We start from the raw sequence: 14,415 nt of genomic DNA, 5'->3' as shown, positions 1-14,415 counted from the left end.
GGTTTTTTATTGTAAAAACGGCACAAAAGTTCGTTAGGCAACATTGATGTTTAAAACACACTATGCGCAACAGTCTGTTAAAAGCCATTTCAGAAAGGAGCTACCATGCCCAGCCCGATCAACGTCAAACTCCGCCCACTGGAGAGAGAAGACCTGACGTTTGTGCATCAAATGGATAATAACGCCAGCGTGATGCGTTATTGGTTTGAAGAGCCTTACGAGGCATTTGTAGAGCTATGCGACCTGTACGACAAACATATTCATGACCAGAGCGAGCGGCGTTTTATTATTGAACACAACAGCGATAAAGTCGGGTTGGTAGAACTGGTAGAGATCAACCACATTCACCGCCGTGCCGAATTTCAAATTATTATTGACCCGGCCCATCAGGGAAAAGGCCACGCCAGCGCCGCCGCCCGGTTGGCGATGGACTACGGTTTTTCGGTGCTTAATCTCTACAAGCTGTATTTAATTGTCGATAAGGAAAACAGCAAAGCCATTCATATTTACAGCAAACTGGGCTTTGAGGTGGAGGGTGAGTTGATTCACGAGTTTTTTATTAATGGTGAATACCGCAACACCATCAGAATGTGTATTTTCCAGCATCAATTTATGGAACGGCACAAGTCGGCAATTAATCCGCCGGTAGAACATCAGTTATTATCATAATCAGGGCGACCGCAATGGTCGCCCTTCGAATGCATTACCAGCCCATGCGGAAAAGTTGTGCGTGGCTGTCGCGGGCAAGCTGTTCAATACGCTGCGCATCGGGCTTTTCGCCCAGTTGCGCCAGCAGGTCAATCAACTGGCTATCGCTATCCTGATAGCGTTGCTCGTCCACTTTTTTGTGATCACTGTAAGTTTGTTCCAGACGATCATACTCATAGCTGTGCTGCTTGATCATGCTGTCAACTGCACCACCGGTCATCGCCAGGCTGCGCACCACACTCTCGTTAATGGTTTCGTTCACGTAAGTGTAGTTACCCTTCTCGACATCAGGGTTCATCATGCCTGGCGCTGCCTTCCAATAGCCGCGGGAAACGTTGTAGAAATTTTCCTGCTGCACCACCGACTTGTCGCCTTCCTGTTCCAGACGGGTGGTTTGCCCCATGGTGACATCCAGAAAACCTTTTTCACTGTAGTTGGTGGCGTTATGGCTAATGGCAGAAGAAAATTTTGCATTGAAATCCGGCAAGCCAGTCATAAAATCATTCACCACCCGGCTGTCGGCAAGGGCGGCGTCTTCTACCAACTCAATGGTGGTGGATAGCAAACTGCGCAGGCCATCTACCAGAAAGCGGGTACTGGTATTGTCGGCAGCCAGCGGATCCATGGAGCGGCGAATAATATCCAGAAAAGGTTCTATGCTGGAGGCCGGTGCCTGGCCAAGCGTGGCAGGCCATTCACCAGTATTGACCGTTACATCAAAAGCGTAGCCATCAATATCTTTACCGGTCAGGCGCTGGGTGCCTTTCTCCACATCCTGCTTCCAGGTATATTCCAGCTCAACATAGTCGTCGCCTTGCAGCTGGGTCAGCTTCAGATCAAAAGAAACCAGCTGTTCGGTATCAACATCGTCGAGCCCTTGCAGCACAGCGTCGCCTTTACGGAAGAAGTCGTCAGCCACACTACCGAGTTTGTTAGCCAGCTTGTCGAGCGCTTTTTGCTCGGCTTCGGTCAGCTCGCCTTCAACATTAAAACCGAACCCCAGGTTGCTACCGTCCGGCCCATGGTGACGAGTGATGTGCATGGAAACGGTCGCGCCCGAACGGGTTTGCAGTGTTAACACTGCGCCGTCGGTTTTCTTACCCGGCATTCTGGAGAAATCAGGAGACCAGCTTTTAATATCCGCACCGGCTGGCATATTGGTCTGGCGTGCATCGTTGGCGAAGCTGCCGGTTTCAGCGCTGAGCGCAGCCGCATGGCTGAAGAACATCCCCACCGCAAAAGGCGTTTTACTTCTGCTGGAGGTTTCCAACTGGGTCGCCAGCTGTTGCGATATCAGCGAAGACACCACCTTTTTACCGTCTGACGGCTGGCGCATCCAGATGCTGCTCACTGCCGGGCGTTCGTAGACATCATTAACCGGCGGCGTGGCGCTAATGTTTACCGATACGCCAGGCGCATTGACCGCTTGAGGAGCGATGGGTTGAAGGGCATTCGGTTGCGAGACTGAAGACTGCAACTCACCCGACGTTAGCCGCGCGCTGGCGTCATCGGCAAGCGCGGGATTTACGCTGCCAACTGCAGCAGCTTTCACGCCGGGCGTGGCAGCTGGCAATGGCAGGTTGGAAGAAGGTAGACCTGGAACCGTCATTGGACACACCTGTGCATAGTTAACTCGGGCACCCCATTTGCCCGTCTCATAGTCAGGCTATCGTCCGCCGGGGCAACAACTTTATCGGGAAAAACAAATTTACTCCGGCGACGTGACCTTTCTGGCACAAGAGGCCAGCACTACCAGCCCGATCGCCACCAGCAGGAAGGAAACCGACAAGCTGCTTACCTGTGCCACCAGCCCGATAACCGCCGGGCCGGCAAGAATACCGGCGTAACCCATACTGGCCACCGAGGCGATAGCCAAACTGACTGGCATCACTTTCTGGTTACCCGCTGCCGTGAACAGCACCGGTACGATATTGGAAGCGCCCAGGCCAATCAGGACAAAACCGGCGTAAGCAGCGATTTCATTGGGCAGTGCCACCACCAGCACAAAACCGCTGGCAGCACACAAGCCACCCCACAAAATAATGCGCCGCCCGCCGAGCAGCTGTACGATGCCGTCACCGGTTAAACGGCCGATGGTCATGGCGATAGAGAAAGCGGCATAACCCAGACCGGCTCTGACCGGGTCAATTTCGCGCACCGAGGTCATAAACACCGCGCTCCAATCCAGCACCGAGCCTTCGGCGAGGAACACCATAAAACACAGCGAGCCAATAAAAAGAATACGACCGCGCGGGCGCACAAACAAAGGATCACGCGTAGTACTGCCATAAGGCAGCAAGGTGGCGGCGCAGCTGATCAGCAGCAGCACGATAACGCCCATAATCGCCATCACTGAGGCCAGCGGTGAAAAACCCAGCCACAACATAGCGGTAACACCAACCGCGCCGAGAATCCCCCCGAGACTGTAAAAACCATGGAAACCGGACATCATCGAACGGCCGGACGCCTTTTCTACAATCACCGCCTGCACGTTCATCGCCACATCGCTCACCCCCAACCCGGCACCGAATAAGAGTAACGCCAGCGCCATGGTGGGCACGGTGGGCGCGGTTGCCAGCAGCGCAAGACAGGAAGTAAACAATAGACCCGAGGTGACAATTACCCGGCGACAACCGAAGCGGCCGGTGAGCATGCCGGTGATCGGCATCGCCAGCAAGGAACCCACCCCCAGACACAGCACCAGCAAACCGAGGGTTGCTTCATTTACCGCAAGGCGCTCTTTGGCAAAAGGCACCAGCGGCGCCCAGGCCGACATACCCAGCCCGCTAACCAGAAAGGCAATGCGGGTAGACATTTGCTGGGCGATACCAGGAAGCGGATATTGCGATGCAGAGGCTGAAACTGCCATAGAAAATACCTGTAGCCCCAGGGCCACATCCATCGTTAAAAAATAAGGGATCGAGTGAGCGCCCGGCTCGTTAATAAAAAGTTGCCGTCGGGCAACCCTGAAACCTGACCGGGACGCAGGAAAAGCGACCGGATCATAATCAAGCGGCACGGTTGGAAACAAGCCCGCCCCTATTTTTTTACAGTTTTTGTCATTTAAGGTGCTCCTTTTTTTAATCTCGTTCGTCATAGGAGGTAATGAGACGTTTTCGGATACCCACAGCATCATGTTTGTAGCAAAAAGGTTCGCCTGCACCTTACCCGCAAGGCACTCACAAAGCCTGTTTACGGCCGGTTACGCCACCGCTAGCGAGGGGGCCAACCAGCCATGAGCAGCACCTTTAAACTCCGCTTGCAGGATTGGCTGATCCGCCACGAATGGCGTTACCGCGCCGGTGTTTTTTCCCGCACCCTGGCGGCGCTCGCCGGTGGTTACGCGCTGACCAGCCTGATTGTTATTGCGCTATCGCTATGGCTGCCGATGAGCAAAGGCGATGCGGTGTTAACAGCCACGCTGCTGTCGTTCCTTATTTATTCCATCGTCATCATGCTGGTGTTCAGCGTTAAAACCGCCTTGCGTGCCTGGTTATGGTTGGCCGGGTTGTCTGCGGTTGCCTCCATTCCATGGCTGCTGTTGCTGGCCAAGGCATAACTTTTCCGAATTCTGTTTGAAGATATTGACCCATGAAAGATTCATTTCGCCAATCAATGGCATGGCTGCATACCTGGACCGGTTTACTGGTGTGCTGGTTGTTGTTACTGATTTTTGCCGCAGGCACCGCGAGCTATTACCGCGATGAAATCACCCTGTGGATGCAACCGGAAACCCATAAGGCAGCTGCCGAGCAGGTTTCCTCCGCCCTCGCCGCCGAAAAAGCCATGGCGCGCCTGCAGGAAAAAGGTGAGCAAACCACTCGCGCCTTTATTTCCTTACCCACCGCACGCGAGCCGGTAACCTCACTCACCTGGATGACCCCACCGCCACCAGGTGAAACCGGCGGGCGTGGTCGCCGTGGCGGATTCCAGAGCGAAACCCTTGACCCGGCCACCGGCACCCCGCTGGAAAACAAACCCCGCGCTACCCGTGGCGGTGATTTTTTCTACCGCGTGCATTTTGATTTGCACTACATCCCGGTGATTACCGCCCGCTGGATTGCCGGCTTTTGTGCGATGTTTATGCTGGTCGCCATTATTACTGGCGTCATCACCCACAAACGTATCTTCAAAGACTTTTTTACCTTCCGCCCGAAAAAAGGCCAGCGCTCCTGGCTGGACGGCCACAACGCCTCGGCGGTGCTGGCCTTGCCGTTCCACCTGTTAATTACCTACACCGGCCTTATTACGCTGATGTTTATGTACATGCCGTGGGGCACCGACGTGGCTTACGAAGGGGATACCAACGCGTTTTTTGCCGAAGTTTTCCCGCGTAGTGCCGCTGCGCCGGAAGCCTCCGGTGACCGGGTGCCGCCGTCAGATATTCAGGCGATGATTAACACCGCCGAAAAACATTGGGGCAGTGGCCGGGTTGGCCGTATTACCGTTGAGCACCCTGGCGATGCCAACAGCACTCTGTTGATGACCCGCTACGCTGACCGCGACATTTCTGTCAATCAACCGACTGCCACGTTTAACGCAGTCAGTGGCGAATTGTTAAGCACCACCGGCGACGAAACCACTGCGGCCAAAGACACACGCGGCGTTCTCTATGGTTTTCACCTCGGCCGTTTTGCCAACCCCTTGCTGCGTGCCTTGTTTTTCCTCTCCGGTATTGCAGGCTGCGTAATGATCGCCAGTGGTGCCTTGCTGTGGGCGGTTAAAAGCCGCCAGCAATACGCCAAAACCCTCGCCAATGGCGGTCGTATCGGCTTCGGGTTACGGCTGGTAGAAGGGCTGAATATGGGCGCCATCGCCGGGCTTGCCATGGCCTTTTCGGCGTTCTTCCTCGCCAACCGTTTGTTGCCGGTGGAACTGGAAAACCGCGCCCAAATGGAAATTCATTGTTTCTTCGCCGCCTGGGGCATCTCGATGTTGCTGGCGCAAATTCATACCGGGCGTCTGATGTGGCGCATTCAGTTATGGACAGGCGCCGCGATGTTTCTCGCAGTGCCGGTAGTGAATGTATTTACCACCAACAGCCATTTGGGCCAGACCCTGCTGCTCGGCAAAGGCCCGCTGCCTGTGGCTGCATTTGATGTGGTGATGATTATTTTCGCTGCGCTCTGGGCCTATGTCGCCATCTGGATGGGTAAGAAAAAAGTAGTGAAAAAGCCGGTGCGTGAACGCCCGGTTAAAGCCGCACCGGTAGCGCCGCCCGCCGCCGCTACCAACGCCGAAAGTGCTCAGGAGGCTGTATGAGTTCGCTGTTCGCCAACCTCTCTGCCGTGTTGCTGGTGTTTTGTGGTTTCGCGGCGATCAGCTTGACCATTAAACGCCACTACGCCGATATCCATGGCCGTGGCGAAGCCGGCCCGCAATTAAGCCGTTATTTAACGGTGGGCGGCTGGATTGCTCTGGCGGTATCACTCACCATCTTTATTGCCCTGGAGCAGTTTGGTAACGGCCTGATGTTATGGTGCGGTACGCTGACCGCCAGTGGCTGGATTCTGGTATTGATGCTCAACTACACCACCCGGCAGGTCATCCCGGCCGCCGGCATCAGCCTGGTGCTGGCGCTACTGGTGGGAATAGGTGCCCTGTTTATGCGTTAATGAATGACATAAGGGCGCAACTTTCGGTCACAACTGATTGTTTTCGCCGCAAATCTGCCGCAATCGTTGGGAAGTGTAAAGACGATTGCGGGGGTCATTTTTTCCCCCTAGTCTCGACCAGCCCCAGGTGTATTCACTGCACATCTGCGATACCGGCGGTCATAAAAATAGCGCGCCCGCAGGGGTAAACTGACGCCGCACGCGCCCGCAACCCGGGCCGGTATCAGCAGCGAAACCGAAACTGTCAGGATAGCGGTGTAATCCGGCATGATATTTGATATGCCGTCGCTGGCTGGCTCACCAACGCCAGGCCTCACACAATATTTTAACGAAGCATCCCTCTTTTCCGCGATGATTAGCCGGGATGCTGCACCCAGGTGCATTGCCGGCTGTTTCATTTGCAACCGGCCACTGTGGATTTTTGTTCATTTTGGATTGCTTTCATGTCTACTTCGTCTCTTCGTACGTCTCCACTTCGTAAACTACTGCTGGCCCTGGTGGTTATTGCCATTGTTGGCCTTGCCTGGTTTTTTCTCTGGCGCACCCCGGCAGAAACGCTGCCACCGCCGCCAAACCCCTGGTCTGGCCCGGTTCCGGTAAGGGTGGTTCCCGCCAGTATTGAAGACCTGAAAGTGCATATCAAAGCCATTGGCAATGTTGCGCCACTGAACACCGTTACGGTGCGCAGCCGGGTTGATGGGCCGCTGGTACGTTTGTTGGTCAACGAAGGCCAGCATGTCAACGCCGGGGAGGTATTGCTGGAAATTGACGCAGCACCTTACAAGGTAAAACTGGATCAGGCGGAAGGCACCCTGCAACAAACCCGCGCACAACTGAAAAATGCCGAAGACAATCTGGCGCTTTACCAGCGCCTGTTCACCCAAAACTCGGTGGCCAAACAACAACTGGATACCCAGATTGCCCTGGTGGAACAATGGAAAGGCACCCTGAAAACCCATCAGGCCCAGGTGGATGACGCCCGTTTGCAACTGTCTTACACCAAAGTGTCGGCGCCGATTTCCGGCCGCCTTGGCCTGCGTCGCGTCGATGTTGGCAACCTGGTGACCGCCAACGACAGCAACGGTCTGGTGACCATCACCCAAACTTCGCCCATCGCCGCGCTGTTTACCATCCCGGAAAACCAGTTGTCGGCAGTGCGCCGTGCCTTTATTGCCTCGCGCGACCAACAGCAACCGCTGACCGTAGACGCCTGGGATCGTAGCGAGCAGGAGCAATTGGCCACCGGCATTTTGACTACCCTCGATAACCAGATTGATAGCAGCACCGGCACCTTGCGTTTGAAGGCAGAGTTCGCCAACGAAGATGATTCACTCTTCCCCAATCAATTCGTCAACATTCGCCTGCATCTCAGCACCCTGGAAAACGTCATCACCATCCCGACCGACGCCATCCAGCACGGCTCGCGGGGCACCTATGTATACATTGTTGATGCCGAACAAAAAGCCGTGATCCGCACCATTACCACCGGCCCGCAGGAAGGTACGCGCACAGCGGTACTGGACGGCTTGAGCGAGGGAGAAAATGTGGTGATTGAAGGGCTGGATCGTCTTACCGAAGGCCGTCGCGCCGACATTATGTAAACCCTCGGCAACCTTATGGCCGGGCGCTGCGCGCGGCCATGGAATGTAGAGACTTAAAACTTCGCGGTGCAATCACCTCGAAAATTAAGCCCTTCGCGATGGAAACATGCGCGAACCAGGAGACTCGAGAGTTATGAGCGTTTCACGCCCCTTTATTTTGCGCCCGGTAGCCACCTCGCTACTGATGCTGGCGCTGTTGATGTCAGGTTTGCTGGCCTGGCGAATGCTGCCGGTGGCAGCCCTGCCACAAGTTGATTACCCGATTATCCAGGTATTTACCTTTAACCCCGGTGCCAGCCCGGACGTGGTTGCCCGTACCATTACCGCGCCGCTGGAGCGCCGTTTGGGGCAGATTCCCGGCCTTAAACAAATGTCCTCTACCAGCTCCACCGGCGCGTCCATTATTACCCTGCAGTTTTCGCTGGAAATAGACCTGGGGGTAGCCGAGCAGGAAGTGCAGGCGGCGATGAATACCGCCTCCAGCCTGTTGCCCGGCGATTTGCCTACACCGCCCATCTACCGCAAGGTCAACCCGGCGGATGCACCGATTCTGACCCTGGCGATCTCGTCCGACAGCCTGCCCTTACCCACCGTTTATGATTTGATCGACACCCGCATGGCGCAAAAAATTGCCCAGCTGCCCGGCGTTGGTATGGTCACTCTGGCGGGCGGCCAGCGCCCGGCAATTCGTGTAAAAGTAAACCCGACCGCAGTAGCTTCGCTGGGCATGAGCCTGGATGAAGTACGCAATGCCATCGTCACCGCCAATGCCAACCAGCCCAAAGGCAGCTTCGATGGCCCCTACCGCTCCACTATGCTGGATGCCAACGACCAGATTCGCTCGATTGAGGAATACCGCAACCTGCTGGTCGCCTGGAATGAGGGTGCACCGGTGCGCCTCGGTAATATCGCCACGGTAGAAGATGGTGCCGAAGACCGCTTTCTTGCCGCCTGGGCCGACACTCAACCGGCCGTACTGCTGAACATTCAACGCCAGCCGGGCGCCAACGTCATTGATGTGGCCGACAGCGTTCAGGCGCTGTTGCCGCAATTGACGGCCACCCTGCCCGCTGCGGTTGATGTAAAAGTACTCACCGACCGCACCCACAGTATTCGCGCCTCCATTCGCGATGTACAAAAAGAGCTGGTGTTTGCCATCGGCCTGGTGGTACTGGTGACGTTCGCCTTTTTACGCACCTTGCCTGCCACGATTATTCCCAGTATCGCTGTACCTTTATCGCTGGTCGGCACCTTTGGTGTGATGCTGATGATGGGTTTTTCCATCAACAATTTATCGCTGATGGCACTGACCATCGCCACCGGTTTCGTGGTGGATGATGCCATCGTGATGCTGGAAAACATCGCCCGCCACCGCGAGCAGGGCGAATCGCCAATGCAGGCAGCGCTCAAGGGCGCGAAAGAAATCGGCTTTACGCTGATCTCCCTCACCGTCTCGTTGATTGCAGTGCTGATTCCCCTGTTGTTTATGGGGGATGTGGTTGGCCGTCTGTTCCAGGAATTCGCTATTACGCTGGCGGTGGCGATTGGTATTTCGCTGCTGGTGTCGCTAACCCTGACGCCGATGATGTGCGCCCGCATGCTGAAAGATGCCCCGGTGCACGACGACAGTAACCCTGGGTTTATGGACAAATTGATTGCCAGCTACGGACGCGGCCTGGATAAAGTACTGCAACACCAGACCGCCGCACTGCTGGTGATGGTGGCCACGGTGCTGCTCACCGCCGGGTTGTATCTGGCCGTGCCGAAAGGGTTTTTCCCGATTCAGGACAGCGGCGTCATTCAGGCCGTGACCGAAGCACCGCAAGACATTTCCTTTGAGTCCATGGCCGAGCGGCAACAGGCGCTGGTTGAAGAAATATTGAAAGACCCGGATGTGGTGAGTCTGTCATCGTTTATCGGCGTGGATGGCAGCAACACCACACTCAACAGTGGCCGCTTGCTGATCAACCTCAAACCGCACCACCAGCGCAGTAACTCTGCCCCGGTGGTGATTAACCGGCTGCGCGAACAAATTCAGCCGGTTACCGGTATTACCGCCTGGTTTCAACCGGTACAGGAACTGAGCATTGAAGACCGTATCAGCCGCACCCAGTACCAATTTACCCTGACCACGCCCAGCATGGCCGACCTCGACCTGTGGGTTCCGCGCATGCTTGACCAGTTGCGCGAACAGCCGGCGCTGGCCGATGTTGCCAGTGATTTGCAAACCCGTGCGCTGCAAGCCTATGTGGATATTGACCGCGATGCGGCTGCCAGGCTGGGCGTGCGGGTTAGCGATATTTCGGCGGCGTTGCAAACCGCCTATGGCCAACGGCAAATCGCTACGCTGTTCAGTCAGTCCAACCAGTACCGGGTGGTGATGGAAGTCGATCCGGCGCAGGCACAGGGGCTGGGCGCGTTCGACCATACCTACGTTCCCACCTCCAGCGGCACTCCGGTGCCGATCAGTACCGTCGCGACCATTACCCAGCGCCCCGCCGCGCTGCTGATTAACCATCAGGGGCAATTCCCATCCATTACCATCTCGTTCAACCTGGCGGCCGGTGCTTCACTCGGCGAGGCGATCAAAGCCATTGAAACCACCCGTGATGGCATGCAACTGCCCGCTTATATCGAGCTGCGCTTTCAGGGCGCTGCCGAAGCATTCCGCTCATCACTCAGCAATACCTTATGGCTGATTCTGGCGGCGATTGTCACCATGTACATCGTGCTGGGCGTGCTTTATGAAAGCTTTATTCATCCGGTGACTATTCTGTCCACGCTGCCATCAGCAACTGTGGGCGCGCTGGCGGCGCTGCTGATAACCGGGCGACCGCTGGATTTGATTGCGGTAATCGGGGTGGTGTTACTGATCGGGCTGGTGAAAAAGAACGGCATTATGATGGTGGACTTTGCCCTCGAGGCGCAACGTCACGAAGGACTGACACCGCGCGCGGCTATTCACCGCGCCGCGCTGATGCGTTTTCGCCCGATTCTGATGACCACCCTGGCGGCCTTGTTCGGGGCAATTCCCTTGATGCTTGCCAGCGGCTCCGGCGCCGAGTTGCGCCAGCCACTCGGTCTGGTAATGGTGGGCGGGCTGCTGGTCAGCCAGGTGCTGACCCTCTTTACCACACCGGTGGTTTATCTGTTCTTTGATCGCCATTTCGGTCAAAAAGAGCAAGCCGGACAACAGCAAACAACGGCAGAACAAGCGACAGGTTCGACCCTATGAATATGGCGCAACCTTTTATCAGTCGGCCGGTCGCCAGTTGCCTGCTGGCGGTCGGGATAGTTCTCGCCGGTTTGCTGGCCTGGCGTATGCTGCCGGTCGCCCCGCTGCCGCAGGTTGACTTGCCGGCCATCCAGGTAAGCGCCAGCTTGCCAGGCGCCAGCCCGGAAAGTATGGCGGCCACGGTGACCACACCGCTCGAACGCGCGCTTGGCAGCATCCCCGGCGTAACCGCCCTTAACTCCAACAGCAACCAGGGTTCGGCACAAATCTGGCTGGAATTTGCCTATGATCGCGACCTCGACTCGGCTGCACGCGATGTGCAGGCGGCGATCAATGCCGCCCGCGGTCAATTACCCGCCGGTATGCCGGGCAACCCCTCCTACCGCAAGCTGAGCCCGTCGCAAGCGCCGATTATGGTGCTGGCGCTGAGTTCACCCAATCTCTCGCCGAGTGCGCTCTACGACACCGCGTCTACCATCCTTGCGCAGAAACTTTCACAAGTGGTTGGCGTGGGTCAGGTAGGCATTGACGGTGCGTCATTGCCAGCCGTTCGCGTGCAACTCAACCCGGGGGCGCTGGCCCAGTACGGTATCGCATTGGATGACGTGCGCAACGCCATCAGCGGCTCCAATGTGGTGATGCCGCTCGGCGTGCTGGAAGAAGATGAGCGCCGCTGGCAAATTCGCACCAGCGACAACCTGCGCAAAGCGGTCGATTTCCAATCGCTGGTGATTCGCTACCAGGATGGCGCGCCAGTGCGCCTGAAGGACGTAGCCGAGGTGACCGATTCGGTGGAAAACCGCTATGCCAACGGCTTTCACAATGACCGCACCGCGGTGACGCTGGCGGTCAGCCGCCAGACAGGCGCCAACATCATTCAGGTCATCGACGCCATTAACGAGCAACTACCCGCCTTACGGGCGCTGATGCCAGCCGATACCGAACTGAAAGTGGTGATGGACCGCTCGCCCGGTATTCGCGCCACCCTTAAGGAAGCGCAAATTACCCTGGCGGTTACCGTGGTATTGGTGGTGCTGGTGGTATGGGGATTTCTCGGCGATTTCCGCAGTGCGCTGATTCCCAGCCTGGCGATTCCGGTATCGCTGATCGGCGCTTTTGCGGTGATGTATTTGTATGGTTTCTCGCTGAACAACCTGTCGTTGATGGCGTTGATTGTCGCCGCCGGTCTGGTGGTGGACGATGCGATTGTGGTGCTGGAAAACATCAAACGGCACATCGAGCGCGGCCTGTCGCCCTACGAGGCGGCGGTACTCGGTACCCGCGAAGTCGGTTTTACCCTGCTGGCGATGAACCTGACGCTGGTGGTGATTTTTGTGTCCATCCTGTTTATGGGCGGTATTGTTGAAAAACTCTTCCGCGAATTCTCCATTACCCTGGCAGCGGCCATGCTGATCTCGCTGGCGGTATCGCTCAGCCTTACGCCCAGCTTGTGCGCCCATTTGTTGCCCCGTCAGGTACCGAGCGACAAACCAAAGCGCATTACCCTGGTGGATGAACTGCGGGAAAAATACGACACCAGTTTACGCTGGGTGCTGCGCCACGGCTTGCTGGTATTAATGCTGCTGGTGGCGGTGATCGGTGTGAATATTTATCTCTACGTCAGCATCCCCAAAACCATGTTGCCCGAGCAGGATACCGGGCAGTTGGCCGGATTTATTCGCGGTGACGATGGTTTTTCCTTCCAGATCATGCAGCCCAAGATTGAAGAGTTCCGGCAAATTTTGCTGAAAGATCCTGCCATTGAAGATGTGTTCGGCGCCGCTGGCGGCGGTAACGGCATCAGTAACGCCTGGATTCGCGTCAGCCTCAAACCCATGGCCGAACGGGGCGAATCTGCCAAGGATGTGGTAGACCGCATTCGCCGTCAGACACCGCGTTTGCCGGGCGCTATTTTAATGATCAGCCCCGACCAGGATATCCGTTTGTCATCGCCCTTCAGCCGCAGCGCCCAGGAATTATTGATGCTGTCGGATGATCTGCGCGAGCTGAAAAAATGGGCAGCGGTAATGACCCGCGCCATGGAAGAAATGCCGGAACTGGCCAGTGTTGACGGTGTGCGCGAAGACGGCGCGCTGCAAATTGTGCTGGATATCGACCGGGAAACCGCACAGCGGCTGGGCGTGGATATGCGCATGGTGGCGTCGGTGCTCAACAACTCCTTCTCGCAACGCCAGGTCTCCACCATGTACGACGAGTTCAACCAGTACCGGGTGGTGATGGAGCTGGAGCCGGAATACACCAGCACGCCGGCGGTACTGGAAGAATTGCAGGTTATTGCGGAAGATGGCAAACGGGTGCCTTTGTCAGCATTCACCACCTTTGGTTATGGCATGGCCAATGACCGGGTTCGCCATACCGGCCAGTTCGCCTCGGAAAGTATTGGCTATGACCTCGCCGAAGACGTTACCGCCGACCAGGCGCGGGCGGCTATTGATCGGAAACTGGCCGAAGTGATGGTGCCGTCGAGTGTCTATGTTGGCGCGCCGGGCAGTAAAGCTGCAGGCTGGGGGCCGAGCACACCCGGGCTGGGAAATAACTCGGCGCTGCTGATTCTCGGTGTTTTGATTACCGTGTATCTGGTGTTGGGCGTGCTTTATGAAAGTACGCTGCACCCGTTGACGATTCTGTCTACGCTGCCATCGGCGGGTATCGGTGCGCTGCTGGCGCTGCGCCTGAGTGACACGCCATTCAGCCTGATCGCCTTGCTGGGTTTATTTCTGCTGATCGGCATCGTCATGAAAAACGCCATCCTGATGATCGACTTCGCCATCGAGACCCGACGTAACGAAGACGTAACCGCCAGCGAAGCAATTCATCGGGCGGCGATGATGCGGCTGCGCCCCATTCTGATGACCAACCTGTCCGGCTTGCTCGGCGCCGTACCGCTGATACTCGGTTTTAATGAAGGTTCGGAGCTGCGGCTGCCGCTGGGTATCACCATTATCGGCGGCCTGGCGGTCAGCCAGTTGCTCACCCTCTACACCACACCGGTGGTTTATCTGTACATGGAACGCCTGCGGGAAAAGACGCTGGGCAAGCGTATTAACGCCTCACCGGGCGAGGTAAACCCTTCGCTCTGAAATAGAGCCTTTCCCCACGCCTCCAAGCGCCGGCAACCCACCGCCGGCGCCGTTATTTCTGCAACCAATTTTTGACCGCCAACCACTCACAAAGTAACCAGCCGCGGCCAAAATCGTCAAACCACACTGCCGAGTCCACCACCCAAAAAAGAAAT

General features: G+C 56.5%; 9 protein-coding genes. 7 read left to right on the top strand and 2 right to left on the bottom strand.

Annotation, left to right across the window (positions count from 1 at the left end):
* Positions 1-105: 105 nt before the first annotated feature.
* Positions 106-669, top strand: a complete 564-nt coding sequence (gene speG / locus C4F51_RS04405) for a spermidine N1-acetyltransferase (protein WP_193907522.1) — start codon at positions 106-108, stop codon at positions 667-669.
* 34 nt (positions 670-703) lie between these two features.
* Here speG and C4F51_RS04400 read toward each other — a convergent pair whose 3' ends face one another.
* Both C4F51_RS04400 and C4F51_RS04395 read right to left on the bottom strand, forming a co-directional pair.
* Positions 704-2,317, bottom strand: a complete 1,614-nt coding sequence (locus C4F51_RS04400) for a hypothetical protein (RefSeq protein ID WP_193907519.1) — start codon at positions 2,315-2,317, stop codon at positions 704-706.
* Between the two features lie 99 nt (positions 2,318-2,416).
* Positions 2,417-3,577: an MFS transporter gene (locus tag C4F51_RS04395; RefSeq protein WP_193907517.1), complete on the bottom strand. Its 1,161-nt coding sequence runs from the start codon at positions 3,575-3,577 to the stop codon at positions 2,417-2,419.
* Between the two features lie 366 nt (positions 3,578-3,943).
* Here C4F51_RS04395 and C4F51_RS04390 point away from each other — a divergent pair, with 366 nt between their 5' ends.
* The 6 genes from C4F51_RS04390 (at position 3,944) to C4F51_RS04365 (ending at position 14,260) form a co-directional block, all read left to right on the top strand.
* Entirely contained in the window at positions 3,944-4,267 is a 324-nt protein-coding gene (locus tag C4F51_RS04390; RefSeq protein ID WP_193907515.1) for an iron transporter, read from the top strand.
* A gap of 32 nt (positions 4,268-4,299) precedes the next feature.
* Positions 4,300-5,970, top strand: a complete 1,671-nt coding sequence (locus C4F51_RS04385) for a PepSY-associated TM helix domain-containing protein (RefSeq protein WP_193907513.1) — start codon at positions 4,300-4,302, stop codon at positions 5,968-5,970.
* On the top strand, positions 5,967-6,323 hold the full coding sequence (locus tag C4F51_RS04380; RefSeq protein ID WP_193907511.1) for a DUF3325 domain-containing protein: 357 nt from the start codon (positions 5,967-5,969) through the stop codon (positions 6,321-6,323). Before C4F51_RS04385 ends, C4F51_RS04380 begins: the two co-directional genes overlap by 4 nt.
* 443 nt (positions 6,324-6,766) lie before the next feature.
* Positions 6,767-7,924 carry an MdtA/MuxA family multidrug efflux RND transporter periplasmic adaptor subunit gene (locus tag C4F51_RS04375; protein WP_193907509.1) on the top strand — a complete coding sequence of 386 codons (1,158 nt, stop codon included), beginning with the start codon at positions 6,767-6,769 and terminating at the stop codon, positions 7,922-7,924.
* Between the two features lie 133 nt (positions 7,925-8,057).
* A complete protein-coding gene (locus C4F51_RS04370; RefSeq protein ID WP_193907507.1) occupies positions 8,058-11,159 on the top strand; it encodes a multidrug efflux RND transporter permease subunit in 3,102 nt (1,033 codons plus the stop codon).
* On the top strand, positions 11,156-14,260 hold the full coding sequence (locus C4F51_RS04365) for an efflux RND transporter permease subunit (protein ID WP_193907505.1): 3,105 nt from the start codon (positions 11,156-11,158) through the stop codon (positions 14,258-14,260). Before C4F51_RS04370 ends, C4F51_RS04365 begins: the two co-directional genes overlap by 4 nt.
* Positions 14,261-14,415 lie beyond the last annotated feature (155 nt).

Source organism: Cellvibrio polysaccharolyticus, from assembly GCF_015182315.1.
GTDB classification, from domain to species: Bacteria; Pseudomonadota; Gammaproteobacteria; order Pseudomonadales; family Cellvibrionaceae; genus Cellvibrio; species Cellvibrio polysaccharolyticus.
The sequence above is the reverse complement of the archived record's forward strand: the minus strand, read 5'-3'. Positions and strand labels throughout refer to the sequence as shown.